This is a genomic window from Pandoraea sp., from assembly GCF_041919235.1.
Lineage (GTDB): Bacteria > Pseudomonadota > Gammaproteobacteria > Burkholderiales > Burkholderiaceae > Pandoraea.
Genome location: NZ_JAYRUC010000006.1, coordinates 179,100 through 203,667 on the forward strand (window position 1 = coordinate 179,100; position 24,568 = coordinate 203,667).

The 24,568-nt window shown below is 58.1% G+C and carries 23 protein-coding genes and 1 pseudogene; 12 read left to right on the forward strand and 12 right to left on the reverse strand.

All coding sequences use genetic code 11. From position 1 onward, the window contains the following. Nucleotides 1-254 precede the first annotated feature (254 nt). Both ACE3UG_RS06850 and ACE3UG_RS06855 read left to right on the forward strand, forming a co-directional pair. Nucleotides 255-479 (forward strand): hypothetical protein, encoded by a 225-nt coding sequence (locus tag ACE3UG_RS06850; RefSeq protein WP_374621412.1) that lies wholly within the window; start codon nucleotides 255-257, stop codon nucleotides 477-479. Continuing rightward, nucleotides 466-2,145, forward strand: coding sequence for an N-6 DNA methylase (locus tag ACE3UG_RS06855; RefSeq protein ID WP_374621415.1), 1,680 nt, complete (start codon nucleotides 466-468; stop codon nucleotides 2,143-2,145). Before ACE3UG_RS06850 ends, ACE3UG_RS06855 begins: the two co-directional genes overlap by 14 nt. On the opposite strand, the gene ACE3UG_RS06860 is transcribed toward ACE3UG_RS06855, so the two are convergent. The 9 genes from ACE3UG_RS06860 to ACE3UG_RS06900 all read right to left on the reverse strand — a co-directional run bounded on the left by ACE3UG_RS06860 (nucleotide 2,142) and on the right by ACE3UG_RS06900 (nucleotide 9,725). Further along, entirely contained in the window at nucleotides 2,142-2,858 is a 717-nt protein-coding gene (locus ACE3UG_RS06860; protein ID WP_374621418.1) for a hypothetical protein, read from the reverse strand. The two genes, ACE3UG_RS06855 and ACE3UG_RS06860, sit on opposite strands and share 4 nt — an antisense overlap. 2 nt (nucleotides 2,859-2,860) lie before the next feature. After that, the gene (locus tag ACE3UG_RS06865) at nucleotides 2,861-3,910 is read right to left on the reverse strand and encodes a hypothetical protein (RefSeq protein ID WP_374621420.1); all 1,050 of its coding nucleotides are present in this window, start codon (nucleotides 3,908-3,910) and stop codon (nucleotides 2,861-2,863) included. Next, a complete protein-coding gene (locus tag ACE3UG_RS06870; protein ID WP_374621423.1) occupies nucleotides 3,907-6,186 on the reverse strand; it encodes an ATP-binding protein in 2,280 nt (759 codons plus the stop codon). Before ACE3UG_RS06870 ends, ACE3UG_RS06865 begins: the two co-directional genes overlap by 4 nt. 401 nt (nucleotides 6,187-6,587) lie before the next feature. Continuing rightward, entirely contained in the window at nucleotides 6,588-6,917 is a 330-nt protein-coding gene (locus ACE3UG_RS06875) for a hypothetical protein (protein ID WP_374621426.1), read from the reverse strand. A 33-nt stretch (nucleotides 6,918-6,950) separates the two neighbouring features. Continuing rightward, entirely contained in the window at nucleotides 6,951-7,106 is a 156-nt protein-coding gene (locus tag ACE3UG_RS06880) for a hypothetical protein (RefSeq protein ID WP_374621428.1), read from the reverse strand. Between the two features lie 14 nt (nucleotides 7,107-7,120). Further along, the gene (locus tag ACE3UG_RS06885; RefSeq protein ID WP_374621431.1) at nucleotides 7,121-7,414 is read right to left on the reverse strand and encodes a hypothetical protein; all 294 of its coding nucleotides are present in this window, start codon (nucleotides 7,412-7,414) and stop codon (nucleotides 7,121-7,123) included. A gap of 113 nt (nucleotides 7,415-7,527) precedes the next feature. Beyond that, nucleotides 7,528-7,947 carry an AAA family ATPase gene (locus tag ACE3UG_RS06890; RefSeq protein WP_374621434.1) on the reverse strand — a complete coding sequence of 140 codons (420 nt, stop codon included), beginning with the start codon at nucleotides 7,945-7,947 and terminating at the stop codon, nucleotides 7,528-7,530. A gap of 160 nt (nucleotides 7,948-8,107) precedes the next feature. Further along, nucleotides 8,108-8,269 (reverse strand): hypothetical protein, encoded by a 162-nt coding sequence (locus ACE3UG_RS06895; RefSeq protein ID WP_374621436.1) that lies wholly within the window; start codon nucleotides 8,267-8,269, stop codon nucleotides 8,108-8,110. 691 nt (nucleotides 8,270-8,960) lie between these two features. Continuing rightward, the gene (locus ACE3UG_RS06900; protein WP_374621438.1) at nucleotides 8,961-9,725 is read right to left on the reverse strand and encodes a hypothetical protein; all 765 of its coding nucleotides are present in this window, start codon (nucleotides 9,723-9,725) and stop codon (nucleotides 8,961-8,963) included. A gap of 1,614 nt (nucleotides 9,726-11,339) precedes the next feature. Here ACE3UG_RS06900 and ACE3UG_RS06905 point away from each other — a divergent pair. From ACE3UG_RS06905 to ACE3UG_RS06940, 8 genes and pseudogenes are all read left to right on the forward strand, one after another. Next, nucleotides 11,340-12,038 (forward strand): helix-turn-helix transcriptional regulator, encoded by a 699-nt coding sequence (locus ACE3UG_RS06905; RefSeq protein WP_374621440.1) that lies wholly within the window; start codon nucleotides 11,340-11,342, stop codon nucleotides 12,036-12,038. After that, nucleotides 12,011-13,330, forward strand: a complete 1,320-nt coding sequence (locus tag ACE3UG_RS06910) for an MFS transporter (RefSeq protein WP_374621442.1) — start codon at nucleotides 12,011-12,013, stop codon at nucleotides 13,328-13,330. The genes ACE3UG_RS06905 and ACE3UG_RS06910 overlap by 28 nt, the downstream gene beginning before the upstream one ends. A gap of 314 nt (nucleotides 13,331-13,644) precedes the next feature. After that, nucleotides 13,645-14,706, forward strand: a pseudogene (locus ACE3UG_RS06915) (DMT family transporter). Between the two features lie 697 nt (nucleotides 14,707-15,403). Continuing rightward, nucleotides 15,404-16,363 carry a MerR family transcriptional regulator gene (locus ACE3UG_RS06920; protein ID WP_374621445.1) on the forward strand — a complete coding sequence of 320 codons (960 nt, stop codon included), beginning with the start codon at nucleotides 15,404-15,406 and terminating at the stop codon, nucleotides 16,361-16,363. 42 nt (nucleotides 16,364-16,405) lie between these two features. After that, complete coding sequence (gene folE / locus ACE3UG_RS06925) at nucleotides 16,406-17,137, forward strand: GTP cyclohydrolase I (protein ID WP_374621447.1); 732 nt, start codon at nucleotides 16,406-16,408, stop codon at nucleotides 17,135-17,137. A 197-nt stretch (nucleotides 17,138-17,334) separates the two neighbouring features. Further along, nucleotides 17,335-17,850 (forward strand): sigma-70 family RNA polymerase sigma factor, encoded by a 516-nt coding sequence (locus tag ACE3UG_RS06930; RefSeq protein WP_374621450.1) that lies wholly within the window; start codon nucleotides 17,335-17,337, stop codon nucleotides 17,848-17,850. Between the two features lie 108 nt (nucleotides 17,851-17,958). After that, entirely contained in the window at nucleotides 17,959-18,534 is a 576-nt protein-coding gene (locus tag ACE3UG_RS06935; protein ID WP_374621452.1) for a lipocalin family protein, read from the forward strand. Continuing rightward, nucleotides 18,531-18,671: a DUF2256 domain-containing protein gene (locus tag ACE3UG_RS06940; protein WP_374621454.1), complete on the forward strand. Its 141-nt coding sequence runs from the start codon at nucleotides 18,531-18,533 to the stop codon at nucleotides 18,669-18,671. The genes ACE3UG_RS06935 and ACE3UG_RS06940 overlap by 4 nt, the downstream gene beginning before the upstream one ends. Before the next feature lie 71 nt (nucleotides 18,672-18,742). Here ACE3UG_RS06940 and ACE3UG_RS06945 read toward each other — a convergent pair whose 3' ends face one another. Further along, the gene (locus ACE3UG_RS06945) at nucleotides 18,743-19,672 is read right to left on the reverse strand and encodes a LysR family transcriptional regulator (protein ID WP_374621561.1); all 930 of its coding nucleotides are present in this window, start codon (nucleotides 19,670-19,672) and stop codon (nucleotides 18,743-18,745) included. Nucleotides 19,673-19,756: 84 nt separating this feature from the next. On the opposite strand from ACE3UG_RS06945, the gene ACE3UG_RS06950 reads away from it, so the two are divergent. Both ACE3UG_RS06950 and ACE3UG_RS06955 read left to right on the forward strand, forming a co-directional pair. Next, nucleotides 19,757-20,767: a quinone oxidoreductase gene (locus tag ACE3UG_RS06950; protein WP_374621456.1), complete on the forward strand. Its 1,011-nt coding sequence runs from the start codon at nucleotides 19,757-19,759 to the stop codon at nucleotides 20,765-20,767. A gap of 295 nt (nucleotides 20,768-21,062) precedes the next feature. After that, a complete protein-coding gene (locus ACE3UG_RS06955; RefSeq protein ID WP_374621459.1) occupies nucleotides 21,063-22,151 on the forward strand; it encodes a hypothetical protein in 1,089 nt (362 codons plus the stop codon). Here ACE3UG_RS06955 and ACE3UG_RS06960 read toward each other — a convergent pair. Together ACE3UG_RS06960 and ACE3UG_RS06965 are read right to left on the reverse strand one after the other, a co-directional pair. Continuing rightward, complete coding sequence (locus ACE3UG_RS06960; protein ID WP_374621461.1) at nucleotides 22,135-23,625, reverse strand: ATP-binding protein; 1,491 nt, start codon at nucleotides 23,623-23,625, stop codon at nucleotides 22,135-22,137. The two genes, ACE3UG_RS06955 and ACE3UG_RS06960, sit on opposite strands and share 17 nt — an antisense overlap. After that, nucleotides 23,622-24,365 carry a response regulator transcription factor gene (locus tag ACE3UG_RS06965; protein ID WP_374621464.1) on the reverse strand — a complete coding sequence of 248 codons (744 nt, stop codon included), beginning with the start codon at nucleotides 24,363-24,365 and terminating at the stop codon, nucleotides 23,622-23,624. Before ACE3UG_RS06965 ends, ACE3UG_RS06960 begins: the two co-directional genes overlap by 4 nt. Between the last annotated feature and the right edge of the window lie 203 nt (nucleotides 24,366-24,568).

A 24,568-nucleotide genomic window follows, 5' to 3' on the forward strand; every position in this document is an offset into this window, starting at 1 on the left:
ACGCCATGTTAGCCTAACGACCTCTTGATTTGCCCCAAATGTTGCCCCCTCCCCTCAATGGCTCATTAGGCGATTTGACTCCGGGCGAGTTCCAACTCGCACACCTTAGCGCCGGAAATCTCTCGGTTAAGGTGCTCGGTTAAGAGAGGGGAGGTCAGTTGGTCATGCAGCCTCATTGGCACGATCTTCTCTCGCAAATTCACGCCACAAAAAAGTATCTTTAGATACTAATATAATTATGAGAAAATACTCGAATGGCACTCAAAAAAGTATCATTCGGTTCCGTAAAAATCCAGAAGCTTCGTCGGGTAACCCTTGACCAGAATCTTCTGGATACACTCGGACTCAACATTGGTGACAGCGTCTGCATCGACCTTGACACCGAAAATGAGGCCGTCGTGATTACGCGGGCGTCAAAAACGAAGGCCGAATACCCCGAAATGCCCGTTAAGGCAGGGAAGACCCGTGCAAAACGATAATCAGAATTTTCGCTCGGCGGGGATGACCGGCGCCGTCTCACAGAGCAAGCACGACCGCGAACGAAGAAAAGCCCTCGGGATTTATTACACGCCTCCTGAGGCAGCCAAATGGCTTGCAGGATGGGCGATCCGCTCACCCAAAGACACTGTGCTTGAACCCAGTTTTGGCGGATGCGCTTTGCTGTCGGCTGCCGTCAGTATATTCAGCTCCCTTGGTAACGCAACGCCGTCTGCACAGCTGTACGGTTACGACGTTGATCCCGCGGCGTTTGAACACTTGGTCCAGATGGGCATTGACAATCCAGACGGACACTTCAAAAAGCAGGACTTCCTACAAAGTACCTCGGGCGCCGTTCTCGTCGACGCGGTTATCGCGAACCCGCCGTTCGTGTCCTATCACCGCCAAACTGAAGAACAACGCATCGTCTCCGCGAAGATCCAACAACAGTACCTGCCATCGTTGCCCAGGATGGCCAGCCTATGGGCATCATTTCTGCTCCACTCGATGAGCTTCCTGCGCCCGGGAGGGCGAATGGCCTTCCTCTTACCGAACGCCATCGGTACGGCAGACTACGCTAAGCCGTTGCTCGCTCACATTCGGACTCGCTTTGGGAAGGTCGAACTTGTTCACGTAACGGAGCAGATGTTTATCCAAGCAGGGGCGGGCGAGCGTATCTCGCTGCTCCTGCTAAGTGACTTTGCTCCGCGCTCGCTGCAAAACCCTACGCCGATTGCTGCGCGGAACATTACAAACATTCGTGAGCTCGTGACAAGTGTGGGAATGCTTGACGATGACGACGTCGTCACCACGACGGACGTAAGGGACGTGGCAGCGGCATCGCTGGCTCGGCTTCATGAAGACGTCCTTGTCGAACTGGGATCTAAAGCGTCCGTGCAAATCGGCGAAGTCGTCGGAGATATCCGGACGTTTGTTCGCCCATTGTCAGCCTGGGCGAACGACGGCATCGCTCACAAACATCTCGCTCCGCTGCTCACGCGCTCGTCACAAATTAGCGGCATCTGGTTGCCTGACGTTCAATCCCAGCACTCGTCGGCCAACGTACCGTATTTGCTACTGCCTCCGACCGGAAGGCTCCCGAACGCGATCAAGCAGTTCCTGTCTCGATACTCCGACGAAGAGATCGCCGAGAACAAGACATTTGGGAAGCGCGATATCTGGTATCGATGCAGCTATGAACGAGACGCTGACGCATTCATCGGGTCACTGAGTCATGAATATCCCCGCATCATCGGAAACGACGCCGGGATTAGTTGCTCAAATGCCTTCTATAAAATTTCGACTCACCGCGCAGATGGTCTGGCGCAATGGCTTCCGATCTTGAGCCTAACGACCCCACTCCGGCTTGCCGCGGAGGTCCTCGGCCGTGTGCGCGGAAGTGGTGGGATCAAGCTCGAGCCGAGTGACGTTCGCAAGCTGTCCATCCCTCATACCCTGCCGAAATTGCCTAAACGGGAGCTCTTGGAAGCTCGCACCAAACTGGGCAAGCTGGTGTCTGCCGGGGAGTTGGAGGCTGCGAGCCAATACGCGGACGCATTGGTTTTTCTTCAGCCGGGCCTGTTGGACGCAGCAACGATGTCAGAACTTCGCGCGCATCGCATTGCTCTAAATCGCCGCCGCATCACAACACGCAATCGCGCTGGCTAGTGTTCCTCGTATATCTTTTTAGCGTAGAACGACTCGTCTGCATTGGCCTGCTGAGACAGAAAATCCGCGCAACTTTGGAAGTAAGGCCCCAAGATCGTGCGCTCCGCTGCCCGCACCTGTTTTCGCCATGTCGGACTTGTGCGGGCAGCGGAAATTGATGCATCTCGGCCGAACTCAATGAATAGCCAATTGAGCACCAGTGCCAGCGACATCGGTTGCGCAGGGATTCTTGGTTGCGACCATGCAGGCAATAAGTGCGCAATATCACCAGGCGCGTACCCCGCGTCCTCATGATGCCCGCTCAACTTCCCACACATCTGCAGATGAAAAGTCGGCTTAGGCTCAGCTAGGTTCCTAGCTGCCACCGGTTCGAAGTCAAAATGAAATTTTCGTGCTACGTACTTAGAAGGCGGTCCATGGGCACCGATCAACACGCTATAAGTAAGTTGACAGATTTCATCCTTGCCCTTCGTCGCCTCGCCATAGCACCCAACGTGGAATTCCCGCTCCACAGCAACCGCTCCATCCTCTCGTAGTCGAGTCGGAAGCGTAAAGCTTAAATTAAAGTCGATTGGTACCGAGGTGGCGGCGGGAACGATATGCGCCTTAGACGCCGCCGCCTTCAACGAGCTAAGGCGGCCAAAAGAAGACTCGACCATAATCCCCTTAAGTGCCGCGTACTCAAGTTCTTTTAGTTGTGAAAACTTAATCAATCTTAGTTTCCCCCGCCTTTGCCCAGCCGCAACCGCGACGAAAAGCCAAGCAGCGCCCCCTCTTCGCTTGAGAAGGGAACAGTATGTCGATGGTGTACCTGAACACGCCGTGACTTCGAGGCGTCCACGTAGGCAATCACGTCAGGCGAAGGGCCCTGCAGCCCCGAGACGGCACAAACACTAAAATCGTGTTCAGCCACACCTTCAAGCTTTCTCCCCGCGCTCTGCGGCATTAAGCTAACGTGATCGGGGAGAATTCGATACAAGACATCCGTCAATGAAGATGCCCACCACAAGGGACGACTCTCCGTTGCAAACGGGCCAACATACAACGCATCGTTAAACCGATCCTTTACCCTTACCAAAAAGGCGGTCTCCGTCAATCCGAGGAGAGTTGCCGCCTCTAGGGAGTCGCATAGGAACCCAGGTCGCTTCATAAGTACATTCAGAACCCACCGAGCTACGCGGTGGGCTGAAGTGCTATGTACGAAGGTGCCCTCGAACTCCTCGGGCAATATGTTCAAGAGCGCATCGCGATCCGCTTGCGGTGCCCCCAGAGCATCGATCAACAGGCCTCGAATCGGCTCTTTGTCTGGAAAGCAAAGCAACCCGAAATCCTGTGCAATCGCAAAGATCACTTCGAGGTTGGCTTCGGTATTGACCTCGGTCAGCGGAACAAGATACGTGTACTCGGATATATCTTCGGCATTGAAGTCGTCCGACTCGATCGCTTGTCCACTTAAGCAAACTATTGGCGTCGAAGGAAGCTTCAAGCGCAGCAAATGTGCGAGCGCAGAACCGTGCATCCCAAAGGGCCGTTTGGCTTTCGGCACCTTGGAAAAATCATGATCTAAAAGGATCAGGTTAGGTGGATGGTCTACCCAACTGTCCACTTGTGCATCCAACTCAGCCAAGAAATTCTCGGTCAGCTCGATCCCCTTCACCGTAGCCTCGACTTGCTCGCCGCGCAACTGACCGGGCATGCTGCCGTCCCAACTATTAAACCGATCAGGCCTGTCATCGATCCACGAAAAATTGAACTTAATGCTCACGGCAACTCTACCTCCACGCATGCGGACCATCCAGCATCCGGATTAATGAACTGAATATCGCCACCACGGGCACGAAGGATGTCGCGGGCAATCGACAATCCCAAACCGCTACCAGTTCCGAAGATAGTCGCGTCTTCCGGATTGGCATGCTCCTCCAACCGGTCATAGAGCAAGCCGTTTGGATCGGAAATAAATGGCGTAAATACGTCCGAGAAATGCACGGGATCGAGCCCCATACCATTATCGGCAATCCTCAAAAATACCTTCTCGCCCAACTCTTCTGCCCAGATGCGAATGCTCTTCCGCGAGCCCCCATCCGCGATCAACGATTTGATCGAATTTGACAACAAATTGATCAGTACGGAATATATTTCGCCTTCAACGAAGGGACCAACCAACGTAGCGATGTTGACGTTAGCTGAATCAACGTTGATGTCATAGTTATCAATCAACAATCGAAAACAGCCCACGGCCTTATCCACCGCAGACTTCAGGTTGACGTCATCTGCGCGCTGATCGCTACGGAAGGCGCCCACAATACCTGTCATATCGACCAGTTGGGAAAGCTGCGATTGAGTAGCCCCAAGCTGCAAACTTAACGCGCTCAACTCAGCTTCGTGCCCTGGAATTTTTCCCGCCAAAGCTCTTAAGCGCGCCGACCCCGCTCCCAACGAAGACATCGCACCACGCACTTCATGAGCAAAAAGGAGCGTCAGCGTTGATGCAGACGCGACCAAGCGAAGATGCCGCAATTGACTAAGGCTCTCTTCGCTGATCGCCTCTAGCGCCTTCACCGTCCGCAAAAGTGATTGTTTTGTCTGGGCTCGCTCCTCCTCAGGAAGCGTTGTCACCAATCGTCCAATCTGCTGTCGGAGGAATTGAGCGGCGCGAGGCCCAACTTCGGCTTCAAACTTTTGTGTGTCGAGTTGGAGAGCCGGCGGAAGGCTTGCAATCGCGTCTCGCGTACTGGAAATCTCTCGTTGCCGAATGTAGGACTCTCGATGGATAGTCGCCCACTCAATGGCCAACCGAGCAAACCTGCGAAGGGACTCGAAGACCGGAGTTTCAACAAAGCCCTGTCGATCCAGCCGCGGCTCCAAGCCGGCAATGTCCGCCGACACATCAACGTGCCCAAGATAGTTGCGCATGCCCAACATATTCAACAGCACTCGGGCTGGCTCTATTCCCAGAACCGTTTTCGAAAACTGGAACGCCTCTTCATCACCCGGACGGCCCTGCCGCCGACCGCGGTCTGCGTCGATTTCCAGCCAGTCGTCGCCAGGATTGCCGTAGGGGTACATTCGAAAACCACTGTAGCGGACCTGGACACCGCCCCAATCGTCGATCAATTTATGGATCACGTAATTTGCGAGCAGGGCTGGCTCACGAACTCCGTCGCCCTTGGAGTCGGGCAAGATGCCAACACGTAGTTTCGCCCCGTAAATGTCTCCAAACCTGGGGCCAGTAACATACGTCCTCTTGCCGCCCAAGCCGAAGGCATGAAGCGTAAATTGCGCACAGCCATCGGCGCGAACCTCCGCCTCCAGCGTTCCCCATGACGCATCGATTACCCGCTCACGAAGGTTGATCGAATCCGAAGCGACTCCGGGAGCATCCAGGGCAATATCGAAGCCAGGATCCTCTTCGAAGTGCTCGCGCCAAGTTCCCGAGTTTCCTGCCATGACTGCCAACTGCCGACGAACGTAGTCGTAACCACGAATTTGCCACTCGTCAACGTCCGCATCAGAGATGACTAACCTAGTTCCGGTTGCCTGCACGTCATCAACAATTTGAATAGTGCCTTCACAGGGGATTGATTCGACCAACCTGCCGGGCGTGAAATCGCCCCACTTGAACGTCACGCTAGTGATCGTTTTTTGTTGCTCGCCACCCGCTCCGGTTGTACTGGCAATTGTCTGCAGCTCAAGTTGCCGTCCCAACCGCCGACATGCGAACCGTCCGACACCCTTGCGCCCAGTGCGTGGCCGCCCAAAGCGGCGACTGTGAGGGTCAGACTCCTTGTTGTTGGTGCCAATGCGCATCCAAAAATTGGCAACCTCGTCGGGCGTCATTCCACTACCGTTGTCTTCGATGACAATCTTCGGGCCTCCGTTCGGCATCGGTTCAATCTTTACCCGAACCTCAGTGGCATCAGCGTCGTAAGCATTTTTGACAAGTTCCGACAATGCGACATGAACGGTCGAAACCAGCTTCTCACCTAGCTCTCGGAGAAGAGCACTGTCTACTGTGAAGTTAAAAGTGGTCGCTGTACTCATTGAATATTTTCTTGATCTGCCTGACCGCTTCAGTTCCCCGTTCGCCTTCCACCAAAATCCCAGTGGTGTCGACACATTTGAACGGGATCCCCAATTCCGTGCAACTCAATCACGCAAGAGCGTGACGCAAACCCGCGCTGCTGCTCGCAACATCGATTACGGTACCACTACATCAAAGCGAGCGCGCCCAACATCTGCGTCAGGCATCCGGCGCAAGTGTGTCTACGTCGAGCGGGCCGTTCTTGCCCGTTCGTCTCCGCGTACAAACGATCCCCGTTAAGAGTCCCGGCAACGTTGACATGGTTCACATCCGTGCTCACCGACTAGCCTTCAAAAATCAATTGCGCGCAAAACGCTTCCACGACCAGCTTCTCATCGCCACGCTTGTCGTTGTCCAGGTCTTATTGGCTACTGGTCCATGAAACTGTCGTCCCATGGAAAGGCACTTCCAAGTCGGTTCCAACAATTTGGTTAGGACCGACGGCATTCACGGGAGGGTGGCCGATTACCTTGCCCGCCACTTGCCCGTATAGCGTCAGAGTCCCGTTATTGATGACGTTTCGTGCGACTTGCCCATGCACAACAGCAGCCCCGCCTTGTTCAATGATCAAGCCTCCTGCGAGTTGGCCGTTCACTATCAATCGTCCGCCCGAGCGAACGTAGGTCGTACCAGTGACCTGTCCCCTGGTCTCGTGGTCGCCGTCAACAATCAAATCGCCTTTGTGCTGCATGATTCCCTCCGGTTGTTCCCCATTTTCCGTTGTTCACGCCGCAAATTCAAAACGTCTAATTTTGCTTATGCGCCGCCCGGCACCGCGATTGGCGACCTGTACGAGATCACTCGCATGCTTCGAGTCGACAACATCGTCACGAACCAAAACACGCTTGCCGTTTTCCTCGACCACCCAGATCTCGTACATCGTGTTTTTCCTATCTATCCCGCCTTAATCTTGTCAGCGAAGAGGTCTAGCCGATTGAGGCATTGGGCGACTACTTTGTGAACTTCCTCCGCCGGCGCAGAGGTCGCCACCGTAACGTAGCTCGAATCAGCGTCTCCCAAACCCTCGCGCTTCTGAATTACCCAGCCTTCCGGCACGAAATGCGCTAACTCGGTCGGAAAAAGGTTCAGTGCGTGGGCCACTTCGTCAGCAGTCTTTTCGGTGCGAAAGGGGTCAGCCAGCGACGGCCCATTGTAGAAATAGTAAGCGCGGTAGGTGAATAGATTCATGAGCGTTCCTTTATGCTCTTCCGAGCTTACGCCGCCTGAAAAGTTGTCTGTTCGCGCGACTTGAAGTTATCGATCGCCTCTTTTTCCGACTCAGTTAGTGCGCGTCGAGCGCGTCATTCCACAACTTCATCATGCGGGCCGCGTCTGCGCGTGACTCGGGGTTGTCGGGTCCCAGAAGCGCGACTCTGTGAGACCGGTACCGTCTTCAGCCTCAAACATGACCCACGGCATGGTCGGATCACCACGACTTGCTCGGACAGTGCAAGGTACCCGCACATGTGAGAGGTCTTGGCGAACACGTTGAACACAACGACACGCCCGCCGCCGGAAATGCCCCGCTTTGCAGCCAAAAGGCACCGGCGCTTCGCATGCTCCATTTGCTTTCGATCATGGGCATACCCAGAAGGCCCTTCAAAATACATGTCGTTCTCAAGATGCACGTATCGGCATTCCAGCGAAATCTCCCGTGCGAGCGTAGACTTTCCTGCGCCAGGGAGGCCGCGAACAATCACGAGTTGCGCATCATCAAACATCGACTTTTTTCCTAGTCAGCCTTCATGACGTGAGCGAGCAACTTCCTATCATGCTCTTTCACGCGCTGCGCACCATTTTTTCGGCCGTGTCTCTGATCGAATTTCGCCTTCTTCAGACGCTTCTCGATCTTGGTCTGCTTGCTCGCATGTTGGCGCGGATTCATAAGCTACCCGCCTCAATTTGATCGATCTTGGCGATGGAGTAAACGTAGCGCGGTTTCCCAGTGCCATTGGTTGCCCGCAATACGAAGCGCTCGTCATCGTCGTAAAGGCGAACTTGGACAGTTGCGCCTTTGTGCTCAAAAGTTTCAAAAATCATCATTCTTCCCGTGTACTTTGCCCACTAGGCCTTTGGTCCACCCCCTGACTGTGGGAGAGGTATAGAGCTTGTATCCGCCAAAAACCGCGACCGCCACACCCGCAGCGGGCCATGCCGCCGCGACGGCGATCGCCGTGATCCCACCCACCATGCCCCCCCCTCCAGCGGCAACTGCCCCACCTCCGAGGGTCGCGAGCGCCGACGACGTCGCAGCCGCTCCAGTCAAGCCTGCTGCCTCGGCAACTGCAACCGCAGCAGTGAAAACATAGCCCGCATTCGCTACTCCCGCTGCCGCGCCAGTAGCGATCGCTGCGCCAGCGGCTGTCGTATTCCCCGTCTCCAACTAAAGTCCCTTTGTTGTTTTTTCGAGTCAGAAATGATCGACTGAAAGCACGATACAGTTTGCATCACGGTGTATTACACCACCGATCTCACCCCGTTCCACACCGTCGGGAATGTCGAGGCTCACATCAAGTACGACCTTGGGTTGCAAGCATATTCATTTTCTCCGATCCGTCTAACCAATTGTCATTGCCGCCAAGTCGCGGACGATTGGGCCTGGCGCTTTCTCTGCCATGTTTCCAGCAGAATGCAGCAGAATGATGGCTACTGTATGCGCCGAATGAATGGCACGACGTGCGTGCCTTCCTTCGAGCCGGTACTGCACGGTGCCGTAAGGGAAAGAACCAAATAATCAGGACCTGCTGTACGAGGGCGATATCTGGTCCATGATTGAGTTGAACTCCCCCTCCGATACTGAGACCAGCGGCTCGAATCGCCCTTTCTCATCGTCAAACACCCATTCAGCGCATTGGCAATCGTCTGCGGCCTCATCACAGTTCTTGCACGGACTTGAGCAGATCTCAATCATTCTATCGATCGCGGTCGATGGATCGTCCGGATCATAGATGTCTGAGTAATATCCATCATCGCCAACACGGATATCTCCTCGTGCAAACAAAAAAACATCTTCGACCTCTCTAAACTCCCAACCACACAAAGCGCGGAAAGTCGGACGGAGCACAACGCGGCAGTAGTCGAATCGATATTTTTCGAGATGACACATAACGCGCCCGTCGACTTCGACCAGGCTTTTGAATGAGACCTCCCCATATCGCAGATCCTTGTACCTCTTCGGATCGATCCGGATGTGCTTTAAGGCGTTGTTGACCGCATCGATCAATTCCATCTTTCGGTTGCCGAGATATGCACCAGCAACTGCGAAGTTCGCATCGAACGATTTAACGAGGTCCTTTCGCTGCGCACCCATTCGGGCCTCTTTACGTATGGCAAGCAGGTAGTCGACGCTGTGCGCCAAGAGAAGATTGGCTCCAAAGGCCCTGTGCAACGAAACCGCACCACCTTCTAGATCTTGCTCGAAATCGAGCTTTGCTGGCTCGAGTATGAATTTTACGTAGTGGCAATAGTCCTCGCAGGCGAGGCGAAGACCATCCGTCATGTGAACTTCGGGTAGAGCACTTCGTGCGTTCAGTATCGCCATCAATCAAACCTCACTTGTTTGTGTGCTTTACCAAATCTTGAGCACATCCATCAAACCTCATTCCCCCACTTGCCTGACCATTGACGTTACTTCCCAAGTGGCGGATTTTCCGCGGAAGATTGCTCGCTCCGACAATGCATCTTCATCAGCCGATGAGGGTGACGATTGCCGTCGTCCATGGACAACTCGTAACAAATTGTAACCAATCAGATATGAATTCGTCTCTTTATTCTCAGATGATCTAGAACGGGATCGGTTGAGATGCGGTAATTTCCTACCGAGCTTCTGGAACTGCGGAAGGCGGTCTCTTATGCATCAGCAATTACACATACAAGAACCATACAATCCGAGAAAATTTGACAAAAGGGGAGTTAAGGCAGGCGGCGCAACAGCCGACGGACGTAGTTTGGGGGAATGAAATATGGACTTTTCCCAATCTGTCTGAAATGGCAGGTGGAAACCGGAGTACTTTAGATTCTCTACGTAGCCCATGCTTACGCCGCACTCCCCCCAAATAAGGCAGGAGATCGGGTCAGAAAAGTTCAATGTGCAGCGACTCAACCGCCGTATAGTTCAAAATTAAGAGAACCTTGAGTTCAAAGTTGCGGGAAGGACTAAGCCAGAGAACTTTGATCTGGCGTCATGCGCGGTTCAACGTCCAATGAATCTCGACACCATATCGAGAAGCAGCGAATCTTGAATTCAGCTCAACAATGATTGAGTCCATCGTGCTTGACCGTAAAAAATACATCGAAAAATCAGCCACATAGCACCATGCGACGCGCTCGTCATGTGACTTGGGCACAGATTCCGGTGAATCGAGCCGACCGGATAAATGACACGATCACTGGCGCAGGCGCGCCAGGACACCCAACTGAACCGCCCTACGCGTTCGCGCAGGCCGTCCAGTGTTCGACCGCGGAACGCGTGATATCGACCTGGTGTGTCACGGCATGCCGACTAACCGACGACGAACACGGTTCCATCAGGTTCGGCATAAATCACCAAGCCATACGAGCCGACCTTCATTGCGCACGCCCATGCCGACGCAAAATCGGAATGACGGGCAATGCGGACATGTCGCCCCGGATTTCCGAATATCGGCCTGCCGTCTGTCGCCTCCGGTCCCTTTATGACAAAGGCGCCCTTCGCACATTGCCATACGGCAAATCCCGCAAACGCCACTCGACCCGGCGGACGTATCACCTTCCGCGGGTTATCCGCATCGCCTCTGCGTAGGTCTTTTCTGATTTTCTTTGCCCAACCCACGACGTTGTCGTAACGCTCTTGCCTCGACACGAGAACTCCATTTCCGATTTTGACGGTTGACGATTCTCGGGGGGAGTGGTCAGGCAGAGCGGAGCAGGTCGGGAAGATCGTGACTTGTTGTCGCGCTTTGCGCGCCGAGCTTGCGACAAAAGGCCCCGTCTATCGACACGGCGATATCGCGTCTGCCTGAATGCCAGGGCAATTATTCATGGATCGTTTCATGTGAACATCCGTGCTAACCACTGAGGTCAGATGCGTAAAGGAAGGTCACTTATTTCCGGGCCGATCAAACACTCCGCGCTCATGATGAAATCCGACAGCAAACTTATTGGCCTGATAGAAAATTTCCCGGTCTCAGCGAGTCTTAAAGAATCCGATACCGGCAGATTCATCATCAACAACCATCACAATCTCAGGCAGTTTGGAATCGAGAATTGGAGGGACATCACCGGACTGAGAATCCAGGACATCTCATTCCCCCAGTCGGAATGGGGACGGCAGTATGCAAGATCGGTTGAAATGCTTGATATCGCCGTCCGCGAAAGCAAATCACCCACGATCCGGAGAGGTCGTTTTATCGATAAATGCGGCGATGTGCAAATGGAAGAAGTGACGAAACTCCCAATATTCGGATTCCATGGGAAGGTACTCGGCATCGTCAGCTACCGCCACGACGTGACGCGAACACTTCCGCCAATTTCGATCTATCAGCTTTACCGACATTTCCATCCAGTTGCAGAAGCGATCAAGCGATCACTGGTTTTCTTCGGTGTCGATACACACTTCTTGTCTCTGCCCACTGAAGCACAGATTTGCACATTCCTGCTCAGGTCCGAGCGCTATTCCAATAAGGAGGTCGCCAGATTCATGGGGATCTCCGATAGAACCGTCGAGTGTCATTGCGCGGCCCTGCGGAACAAGATTGTCGATGGCGATCTTGCGCACGCCATACTCACCCTCAAGCGAAACATGCCATGCGACCGAAATTCAATCCAGTATTAAAAATCGCATTAACGGCAAATACGGTCGAATGGTATGAATTCTCTCTCACGGCATTCATGGCATTGGAAATCGGCCGGCTCTTCTTTCCAGCTTCCAGTGACAAGAATGCGCTGATGCTGAGCTTTCTCGTGTTCGCGAGCAGTTATCTGGCACGTCCCTTCGGCAGCCTGTTTTTTGGACTCATGGGAAATCGGCGCGGTACAGGTTCAGCGCTAAAGCTGAGCCTGCTTGGGATGGCGATCCCGGCATCGCTGATCGCATTCTTGCCGACGTATCAGACAGCGGGATATGTTGCGACCGTTCTGTTGTTGCTGCTGAAGGTCCTGCAGGGCTTTTGCGCGGGCGGAGAGGCGCCACTCAGCGGCTACTACGTCTCGTTTAGCGCGGACAGTCGGAATCGAGGGTTGTATTGTGCACTGGCAGCGGGTAGCGGCTTGCTTGGAATGTTGCTGGCATCGGGGACGATCTTCGCGCTCCCGCACGTTGCCAATTCGTTACGTTTGGCAGATTCGCCCTTCTCCGAATATGTGCCTGATACGTGGCGATGGCCCTTTCTTCTTTGCGTGCCCTTGTCCATCCTGATTTATCTTCTAAGGTCATCGATCGCGGTCGATCGGAAGCAGGAGACGCGCCTCACGCCGCATGCACGCTCGGCAACGCCGCTGGTACAAGCCTTCATCCTGGTCGCATTCCTGGAAATTGCCATCTATTCGTTGTTCGTGTGGATGCCGAGCTATTTGCGTAGTTACCTCGGCATATCCAGCAGCGACGCTCGCTTGTCAAACGTCGCAGCGTTACTGATCCTGTTCGTCTCGATGGTGGCGTCGGGCTACATCTCTCGCTTCGTCGACGCATCCAGGCTAGCCGTCGCTGGCATCGTTTCGTTGGCGATTGGCGTCTACCCGCTGTTCTACATCCTGCAGCAGGGCAATTTCGCCGCACTGGTGACTGCTCAGGCCGCGTTCGGCATCATGACCGGATGCTTGGGTGGCGTGATCTTCGTCATTTTGCCCGACCTGTTCAAGCACAGTTGGGGAGACTTCGGCATGGCCGTCACTTACTCATTCGCAACGGCACTGCTGGGCGGGACCGCGCCAGTCGTATGCGCTTACCTGATCAACGTGACGGGCCTTCTGAGCGCACCGGCGATCTACATCGCAGCAAGCGGCGTGCTGGCGGCCCCCGTGGCCTATCGTGTCTCCCGCGCGAATCGTCCCCCGTTGATCGACCCGCCTGCGCGCAACCACGCCGGTAGCCTCTGTGTTTCTCGAACCGGGCGTTCATCGCCATGAAACCGATCACACGCGTTCCGCCCGTCTGTCTGATAACTCCCGAACCGCAGCGAAACGAGCCGCTGAAGGTATTTATCGAGCCATTGGACTTCGCGTTGAGGGCCGGCATCCGTTGGTTGCAGCTACGCGCCAAAGCCGTGACTTCTGCGCAGTACGTCTGGCTGGCCGGAAGATTCATGAGCTTCCGCTGTATCACCCGCATCGCGACGGTATAGTCGTCCATCGACGATCGCAAGCAGTTCACGCCGTCGTCCAGCTCACTGAACCGGGCGCGTAGAATGTGAAATCATGTCACATAGAATTCCCTCGATTCGATGCGCATACGTCATAACGCCGCTCTTACGGCACTCCTTGCCGCCGCACTTTTCGGTGCGACTACGCCACTGGCCAAGGCACTTCTTGGGTCGCTCTCGCCGTTTATGGTCGCGGGACTCTTTTATCTCGGCAGTGGGGTCGGGCTCGCCATCGGAATTCTGATCCAGCGCCTTCGTCACACCGACGACGAGCGGAAAAACGACAGCCGAATCCAGGCGGCCGAGGTGCCGTGGCTTCTTGGCGCGATTGCCGCAGGCGGTGTAGCCGGCCCAGCGCTGCTGATGCTCGGCCTGAGCACAACACCTGCCGCGACGAGCTCGCTGCTACTTAATCTGGAAGGCGTGCTTACCGCCGCTATTGCGTGGGTCGTGTTTCGCGAGAATGTCGACTTGCAGATCTTTCTCGGAATGGTCGCAATTGTGATTGGCGGCGCTGCGCTGTCTTGGCAGCCCGGCGTTGCTGGCGTGCCGGCAGGTGCGCTCCTCATCGTCGGCGCTTGCGTTGCATGGGCCATCGATAACAACCTGACGCGCAAAGTGTCGACGAATGATGCAATGGTCATTGCCTGCGTTAAAGGGCTTGTGGCAGGTTCCGTCAATCTTTGCATCGCGCTCGTGCTGGGCGCCCACCTCCCAAGCTTGGTCGGGATCGCTGCGACCATGCTCACAGGTTTCGCCGGATAAGGCGTAAGCCTCGTGCTCTTTGTCGTCGCGTTACGTAACCTTGGAACGGCGCGGACCGGCGCGTACTTTTCAGTGGCGCCATTATTTGGCGTTGCACTATCGTTGATTCTGTGGCCGGAAATACCACCGCTATCGTTCTGGGCCGCGGCCGCCCTCATGGCCATAGGGGTTTGGCTTCATATTCGCGAGCGCCACGAACATGTGCACACGCACGGCGACCTACACCACAACCACCGGCATCGCCACGACGAGCATCACCAGCATAGCCACGACTTTGCGTGGGACGGCAGCGAGCCACATACCCATCCACACCGGCACGAACCGATGACCCACACGCATGCACATTTTCCCGACATCCATCATCGGCACGTCCATTAGCGCGCCGGGTCCGGCATCGCTTGGATGGTCGCCCCTCAATGCGACGAGTCAACCGCGCACCACACGGGTCCGATTGTGCCTGCCGCCCCCGGCACAATCCGGCCGGGGAACGCCGCTCGTCTTCCAGATCTAAGCAACGACACCGACAACCAACCCCCAACTCGGCGTTGCGCTTTTTTCTGCCAATGGTGTGGACCGCCTGTCGTTGAATCGATGCGGGCGCAACCAGTCATAGCGCTGCCTGCGTTGGGCGGTCAATGCCGCCTCCCATTGCATTGAACCTGCTTGCAACGCAGCTTTCCCCTAGCGACGACATTTCGGGGCTCGACTGAACTTGCGCTCCGATCCGCGATGTCACCGCATGCGAGGACGAAATCGAGGGTGCCGCCGCGCCCAAGTATCCGGGCAATGCATTTGCCTCGCAATTGACCTGAACATGTCGTGATCCACCGGAAATTCGCACTGCTCGGCCGCGCCGCACACACCTCGGATTTCCCTGACCTCAGGACTCGTGGCAACGACAGCTCCCTCGCGCCGACCGAAATCAAAGCTCCCCGCAAAACGAGTCCAATTACCGACTCATATAGACACATAATTACCATATTGAGTTACATTTATTGACTCAATATGTTATTTGCGTTAAGTTTAGAGCGCATGATGACCTTTCAACGACGGCGCCCCAACGGTGGAGGATAGGGTGGATACAGTCCGACGGTATCGAAGCGGCGAGGCGGCAAAACTCGTCGACATGCCCGCTGCGACGTTGCGCATCTGGGAACAGAGATATGGCGTGGTTTCGCCGCCCACCAGCGCCTCGGGTCAGCGGCTGTATTCCGACGTGGATGTCCACCGACTCCGAACCATCAAGTCCTTGGTTGACCGAGGGCACGCCATTGGCTCGATTGCTCACCTGGACGGAGAACAACTGAGTCACTTGGCGAGCGGCAGGAGCGAATCGGCGTCTCCAGACGAACCTGCCCGCAGGACGAATCTGTTTATCGTGGGATTCGGCGACAGCGCGACGCTCGATATGCCGCAAGGCGTGAAGGGCATCCGGCTTGACACCCTTCAAGAAATCCCCTCCGCCGACGGCAAGGAATCCAGCGCCAATTGCATCGTCATGTGGGTGGAGGCGCTCCACGAAGATGGCGTCCTTGCGCTCATCGCGGCTGCGCAGAAAGCCCAATGCGAGCAAATGCTCGTGGTCTACTCCTTCGGCACGCGACGGGCAACCGACCTCGCGCAGCTGGAAGGCATCAAACTCAGACGAGCGCCCAATGCCCTGCTCCAGGCGAACGTCATCATCTCCGAGTTTCTGCAAGCGTTGCGTCAGAGCGACTCGCGCGGCGCGGCCAGCGAGGGAGTCTGGCTCAGGTCGCCGCGCCGCTTCGACAACGAAATGCTCACGCAGGTGGTCTCCAGGTCTACGACCATCGCCTGCGAGTGCCCCAAGCATCTTGCCGAATTGATTCTGCAGATTTCGGCATTCGAGCGATATAGCGACGCTTGCCAGTCGCGCTCGCCGGCGGATGCCTTGCTTCATCAGCACCTCGGTGACGCGGCAAACAAAGCGGTCGCCATGTTCGAAGACGCCCTGGCCGCGGTGGCCAAGCATGAAGGCTGGCCCATTCCGGGTTTCGAGCGCCACGACGGCTGACCGGCAAATCGGAGCGGCGGCTATTTTTTTCAGGAGAACCTCATGGGCGCGATTATCGATTCCCAACCCGCCATCACCCAAGGCGCCGCGGAAGGCCTCCCGTTGTCGCAAGTCATCCGGCAACGCTTGCGAAACGCAAACGTCCGGTTTCATGCCAATGACAACATCGCGGCCTTTCTGCGCGAAGGCGATGTCGACACATTGCAAGGCGAAGTTGCGACGCACATCGAGAATGCGCTTCGCGCGCTGGTCATCGACGTCGACAATGACCACAACACGCGAGAGACCGCCAAGCGCGTCGCAAAGATGTTCGTAAGAGAAGTGTTCGCGGGACGCTATGAACCACCGCCCGCGATCACGGAGTTTCCCAACATCGGCCAACTCAACGAACTCACGCTGATCGGCCCCCTTCGGGTAAGGAGCGCGTGCTCCCATCATCTGTGCCCGATCATGGGCCACGCCTGGATCGGCATATTGCCGGATGCGACCTCAAATCTTCCCGGCTTGTCGAAATACGCCCGACTCCTCAATTGGATCATGGCAAGGCCACAGATTCAGGAAGAAGCCGTCAAGCAGATCGCCGATTTGCTCGAAGAGAAAATTGCGCCGGACGGGCTCGCCGTCGTCATGGAAGCCGATCACTTCTGCATGCATTGGCGCGGCACCAAGGACGATGGGGCGCGCATGGTGAGCAGTGTCATGCGCGGACGTTTTCTCGAGGATCCCGCGTTGCGCCGCGAGTTCCTTGCATTAATGCCGAAACGTTCCCCGTAATGCATTGATCGAGCAGAATCCGCTTCTGAGACGCCACCATGACAATCACTGAGATCTGCCAGCACGCTTGTCCGACAAGCGCAGAAATCTGCGGTGTTTCGTCGGAGGATGTGTCTGTCAGCACGTGTTCGGCAGCGCCCCGAGCGCTTCATGTCCCCCATCAGTCGTCACATGCGGATCACGCGACTCTGGCGGACATGCTCACGTGCGCTCAGCGTGGAGACGAGCAAGCGTTCGCGCAGGTGTACCAGCACACCTCGTCGGCCGTGTTCGGCGCGCTGCTCCGCATCGTCAACCATCGGGCTGAGGCCGAAGACTTGCTTCAAGACGTCTACATGGCGTTATGGCAGCGCAGACTGGTTTTCGATGCGCAACGCGGCGACGTCTTGCCATGGCTACTGACGGTAGCCCGACATCGCGCGATCAGCTATTTGCGCAAGCGTCAGCATGCCACGCTCGATGACTCACTGATGTCGTCACTTCCCTCGGATGCCGAGTCCCCACCCGATGTCCATGAGAAAAAGCATGACAGGCAAAGACTTGCACTCGCCATGGCCACGCTATCCGCGCAACAAAGACAGGCCATCACGATCGCGTACTTCGGCGGGTTCACGTATTCGGAACTGGCGCAGACCCTAGGAGTGCCGGAAGGTACCGTGAAAAGCTGGATTCGTCGCGGCCTTGCAAGGCTGCGGGCGATGCTCGAATACTAAAAATTTTCCCCAGCGTTTCCAGTACGCGCGCAAGCATTCGATGTCAACGTACGCGGTATACGACGCGTTCCGACAACATCATCACCATCCACAAAGGGAGGTACGGTCATGGCAAACGCGTTTCACGCCAGGAATTCAATAGGGTCACGCTTGCTCGGCGCCCTGTCGTTGATCGTCGTTTTTCTCTCAGGTTGCGCAAACACGAACCCACCGCCCGGCGTCACCCCCGTGTCGCCATTCGATGTGCGTCGCTACCAAGGACGTTGGTACGAACTCGCTCGCCTCGATCACTCCTTTGAGCGCGGCATGTCCGATGTCTCCGCCACCTATACGCCGCAGCCGGACGGCACTGTCCGCGTGGTGAATCGAGGCTTCGACACCGCGAGCGGACGTTGGCGGGAGGTGACCGGGAAGGCGAAGTTCACCGGTTCGCCCTCTGTCGCGTCGCTGAAGGTGTCGTTTTTCGGACCGTTTTACGGCGGTTACCATGTCGCCGCGCTCGATCCCGATTATCGCTGGGCATTGGTGCTGGGGCCGAACACGCGCTACTGTTGGATTCTGGCAAGGGACAAGCACATGGACCCGAACGAACTCAAGCGCATCGTGGCCCGTGCGCAAGCGTTGGGGGTCGATACCATGTCACTTGTCCGGGTGACCCACGAGCGCGCAGATTCTGCGCAATGACCCTGCACGGCAAGTCGTTCCTGCCCAGCAAGATCTGCCAGTCTTGCGGCCGTCCATTCACCTGGCGCAAGAAGTGGGCACGGGTGTGGGAGGACGTCAAGTACTGCTCTGAGCGTTGCCGGCGCGCACGTCGGTAAGTTCGCCAGACATTACCCCGCCCTCCTGGTGATTGGTCATTGGCGAATGGCGATTGGCGCTTGCCTCAGTGTTAGCGCGAGCCCGTCGTTTCCGCGCACTTCCCCGACAACATCCCTTGCGCTTGCGAGACGATTTCAATCAGCAGATCGGCAACCAGTCGCACCCGCGGCGAGCGCTTGACGTCTGGATGCATGACTAACCAGATGGGTCGCGCGATGGGGCAGGCCGGCTCTGAAATCAGCGTCAACGCGGAATCCTCCGCTGCCAGAAAATGGGGAAGCGCCGCAATTCCAAGGCCCGCTCGGGCTGCGTTGAGCAGGGCAGACAGGTCATTGCTGCGGAGAATGAAGCGGCGTTCTCCCGCCACCTTGTTCAGCCACTGCTGTTGCGGCACTTGAACAAGGCTGTCGTCGTAGCCCAGGAACGTCCATTCCGCTTCGGCACGATCCGCATAGCCGTGCGCGGCATATAGGCCGTAACCCATGTCGCCGATACATCGCGCCGCGAGTCCTGGCGCTGTCGGCCGAGACATGCGAACGGCCAAATCTGCCTCCCCGCGCGCCAGATTGACATCGCGCGACTCGCCGATCACTTCCAGTTCCAGGCTGCTCCACTGAGCGTGTGCGCCGGCCAGTCTGGGCACCAGAAAATGGCCAGCCATCGCCGGTGGTGCGGAAATGCGGACCGTCCCCTGTAATGAGGACACGCCCAGTGCAACCCTGGAAAACGCCTGTGCCTCGTCATCGAGCCGCGCCGCATGGGTCGCCAGTGTTTCGCCCTCGGGGGTCAACGACCACCCTTTCGGCAAGCGGTCGAACAGCCGAATCCCCAGCGCCTGCTCCAGTGCCTCCACACGCCGGGCGACCGTTGAATGCTCGACGCCAAGGCGACGGGCCGCGCCCGACAGGCTTCCCACACGCGCCAGCTCGAGGAAATACCTGACGTCGTCCCACTGTAGGGGATGCTTTTCGGGAAGAGAACGATCTGTGTATTTTTGCACAGCAAATGACAAATTATTGGGAATTGTTGACTGATTTTGCTCAATGTACGCTTCACTTGCAAGCTCACTTACAGGAAAACAGCCATGTCCCGCCAATCCGTTGATAGTGCAACGCCGCAACAAGCCACCCAAGTCTTCATCGAACAGTACGGCGACGCATCCGAACTGTCCCTGCGCCACGTAACGCTTGCGCCACCGGCCGCCGGGGAAATTCGTGTTCGCCACACGGCCATCGGCGTCAACTTCGTCGACATTTATCACCGCACGGGCCTTTATGCCTTGCCGGCCTTGCCTGCCGTCTTGGGGGTCGAAGCAGCCGGCATTGTTGAAGCCGTGGGGCCCGGTGTCGACACGCTGACTCCCGGACAGCGCGTTGCTTACGCAGGACCGCCCGCAGGAGGCTACGCGAGCGCGCGCAATCTGCCCGCCGACCGGGCACTGGCGATCCCCGACGATATCGCCGACGACACCATCGCCAGTCTGCTTCTGCGCGGCATCACGACCCAGATGTTGTATTCGCATGTCTACCCACTGAAAGCGGGCGATACGGTATTGGTGCATGCCGCCGCCGGTGGTCTGGGCCTGGTGCTGGTGCAATGGGCCAAGTCCCTCGGCGCCCGCGTTATTGGAACGGTCGGCTCGCCAGCCAAGGCCGCATTGGCGAAGCGACATGGCCTCGATGAGGCGATCCTCTATCGCGAACACGATTTTGTGGCAGCCGTGCACAAGCTGACGGAAGGCCGTGGCGTCGATTACGCGATCGACGGCATCGGCGGCCAAACGCTGCTCCAGACGCTGGGCACGGTCCGGCCGTACGGCATGGTCGCCAGCGTTGGCCAAGTCGCGGGAGACATGGGTCCATTGGACCCCGCGCTGATCGGACCGGCGCGCTCGATTGCCTTCTCGCGCCCCAGCGTCTTCCGCTTCATGTCCGATCCGGACCTCTATCGTGAAGGGATGCTGGCAACGTTCAAGCAATTGCAGAGCGGTTTGAAGGCAAACATCGGCACAGTGCTGCCATTGGCGCAGGCGGCCGAGGCTCAGCGCCGCCTCGAGGCCGGCGAGACGAGCGGCTCCATCCTGCTGCGCCCTTGATTCGGGGTGACAGGTCAGCGCACCACGAGCGCTGAGCGACGTTTAAGTGCTCCGCCGTGCGCCTTGCGTCGGCGCGGTCGCCGATTCGGCCCGATTCGGCTCGATGATGCGCGATCGCGTGTCGGTGGCGTCTCGGTGGCGTGCCTGCTTATCCAACACACCGACAACGCGCCGGACAGGCCGCTTCCGCGTGATGTCGCAGATGCACCACTCGGAGCCGGTACAATCGCGGGAAAAATATCTTCGGCGATCCCTTGCGATGACGTCAGCTTCATCTGTCCGACCTGTCCGTTCCTTGCTTTGTGAGCGTCGTGCGCGTGGCGCGTTTGCCTTTGCCCTGCTGGCCGCAGCGCTTGCCGGGTGCAGCGCGCCTGCGCCGCGCGCCGCCCCGGAGGCCGCGCCGGCAGCGCGCACGTCGACCATCGCGCCCGCGCCGGCCTCGCCTGCGGCTGAAGCCCCGCAAGCGTCAGCCCCGCTGCCGTGGTGCGTGCAGACCTCGCTGCGCGAGGAAGACGACCTGATGCGCAACTTCGGCGGCATTCCCGCAGGCATTCGCCGTATCGAGGAGACGCGCTTCATCGCTCGCTACGACCGCGCCACCGGCAAGGTAGGACCGCTCGACAACGGCAATCGCTTCGTGATGGATTTCGACGCGCAGGGTCACCTGCTCGCGAGCACCGACCGCGGTCGATATACCTATGACGCCGCAGGCCGGTTGCGCAGCATCGACGGGGCTCCGGTCGACTGGCAAGGCGCCGATGCCTGGATCGTGCACGGCACCGCCCATCGCGCGACGTGGAGGGAGCAGGTGCGTCAGGCGCGCGACGGTCACCTCGAATGGACACGGCGCCGGGTCGCCACCGCAAACGGCGCGCATCGCCATCGCCCGGGTACCCTGCAGGCGCGTCTGTTCGACGACGAATGCTTTGCGCTCTCGCGTCAATGGGAAGCCCCCAACGAAGCGCGTCAGGTCATCACGGCCGACGGCAAGGCACGCCCGGCGCCGAAGGTGGTCTCCTACCGGTCATTCGCGAGCGTGGAGCGCAAGCCCGACGGCCGCCGCATCGTGCGCGACAACGGTGCCGCCGCCCTCATCGACGGCCAATGGCTTGCGCTGGCATGGGACAACGAGGTCTCGGAATACTCGCCGCGTCACGAACTGATGCGCGTGACGCGCACCGACGCCGCCACCGGAGCGCGTCATGTCTCCGAGTACCACTACCGGCATGACCGCCGTGGCAATGTCGTCCGCGTCGTGATCACGTCGCCGGCGGCCCCCGGCGAGCGTGTCGACCCGTACGCCAATGTCTTCGTGCGCAAGCTGACTTACTTCGATGCAACACCGACAGCATCGATGGACCGCAAGCTCACGTCGGCAAAGTGAACCGGAACGTCGCGCCCTGCCCCGCCGAACCGGCCGTGTCCACCAACGTGATGCGCCGACCGTGCAGTTGCAGGATGCGATGCACGATGCGCAGTCCCAGCCCGCCCTCGCGGCGCGCGCCTCCCACGGTGAAGGGGCGCTCGAAGAGGCCTTCGCGCGCACTCTCGGGAATGCCCGGGCCGGTATCGCTCACCTGCACTTCGATCTCTGCACCGATGTGCGCGACGGCCACCGTGATCTCCCCGCCCGACGGCGTGTAACGCAAGGCGTTGTCGAGCAGGTTCGTGAACACGCGCTCGATCAGACCGAGATCGGCTCGCGCGGCCGGAATTTGCGGCGCGAGTTGCGCGCGCAGCACCACCCCGCGCGACTCGGCGCTCAGCTCGAATTTCTGAAAGACGTCCTGTATGAGATCCGTCACCGAGAAGCGCTCGGCCTCGGGCTGCACGAAGCCATGCTCAAGTCGCGCCAACTCGAACAGAGACTGCGCCAATGCGCCGACCTTTCGGCTCTGGTCGAGCGCAATGCCCAGATAGCGCCGCCGCTCGGCAGGCGTGAGTGTGGCGTCCTTGAGCGAGAGCGTCTCCAGATAGCCGTGCAGCGAAGAAAGCGGGGTGCGCAGATCGTGTGAGATGTTGGCGATGAGTTCGCGCCGTTCCTGATCCTGACGCGTCAGCGTGCGCCATTGCGTTCCCAGCCGCTCGACCATTTGCCGGAAGGCGCGCTCGAGCACCACGATCTCGTCGTTCGGACGCGCCTGCTGCGACGCCAGTTCATCGGCCGACACAGCGGGCAACGGCACCGGGGCTGCATCGATATCGAACTCGCGCACCGAATCCGTCAAGCGCCGCAACGGCCGTGTGATGAGCGCGAACGCCGCCAGGCCGGCAATCAGACACAGCGCGGCCACCAATCCGATCGACCAGAGTGCCGTATTGAGCGCAGCGCTCGTCGCCCCGCGTGCCGCGAAGCGGTCGTGCGCCTCGCCGAGCAGAACAACGTAGATGTAGCCGACCTCGCGACCATCGACCCTGAGCGGCGCGGCACTGAATACCTTGCGAACGTCGGCATTACGCGGGTCGTCGCCATAGATCGGCAACGCCTCGCCATCGAGCAGGCGATGCACAGGCGCGAGATCGATCTGCATGCGCCGCAAGTGGCCTTCAGGCGCGGCATGACCGGTGATGCGTCCCTGCGGATCGAGCAGATACACTTCCACGCTCGGGTTCACGACCATGAGCTGCCCGAACAGCCGCCGTACGGCATCGGGCTTCATGCCGTTCGCGTCCATGAGCTGGGCGTTAGCGGCAATATGTTCCGCGAGCCCGCGCGAGAGCCCCTGGATCACTTCGGCTTCGTGCATGCGATTGGCGCGCACCTGCATCCACGCCGACGTGCCGCAGCACACCAGCAGCAACACGGCAAACACCGCCGACAGACGCTGCGTGAGGGTGAGATTCCAGCGGCGCATCATGCGGCTCCTGCGTCGGCGCCCAAGCCGTCGGGCCCGCCGTCGCTTGCGAACTTGTAGCCTCGTCCCCAGACGGTGAGGATGCGGGTGGGCTGCGCCGGATCGGCTTCGATCTTGGCGCGCAGGCGATTGATGTGCGTATTGACGGTGTGCTCGTAGCCCTCGTGCTGATATCCCCAGACCGCATTGAGCAGATCCATGCGCGAGAACACCTTGCCCGGTTGACGCGCGAAAAAGTACAGCAGATCGAACTCGCGCGGCGTGAGATCGAGCCGCTTGCCGCTCAGCGACGCCTCGCGTGCAATCGGGTCGATGAACAAGCCCGCCGTCGCCAGACTGCCCGCGTCCATGCGCGCGTTGCGTGCTAGCGCGTCGACCCGCCGCATGAGCGCCTTGACCCGCGCCACCAGTTCCAGCACCGAGAATGGCTTGGCCAGATAGTCGTCTGCGCCCAGTTCCAGCCCGAGAATCCGGTGGACTTCGCTCGCGCGCGCACTGGTGATGATGATGGGCGTGTAGCGGGTCATCTCCCGCGCGCGACGACAAATCTCCAGTCCGTCGACGCCGGGCAGCATCAAATCGAGGATGAGCGCATCCCAGCCGCCCTCGGACAACCGACGAAGGCCTTCGTCGCCGTCGGCGCAGTGCACGACTTCGAATCGCTCGTCGCGCAGATGCAGCGTGAGCAGGTCGGCGATATGCACGTCGTCTTCGACGAGCAGAACACGGCGCGGCGATTCCATCGCAGGGAACGCTCCCGGAAAAATGAGTCTTGAAGGCCCCATTGTGCGCAGTTCACGCGCCGTGAGGTATCACGAATTGTTTAATTTTACGTGAGGACTTTGCCACCACCTGCGCACTACCCTTGAGTCATGGATCCAGCGCGGACTCCTGCTCAGAGATGCGCCCCGCCGCCCCGCTCCCCTGCGCAGGCGGCGGTGGGCGA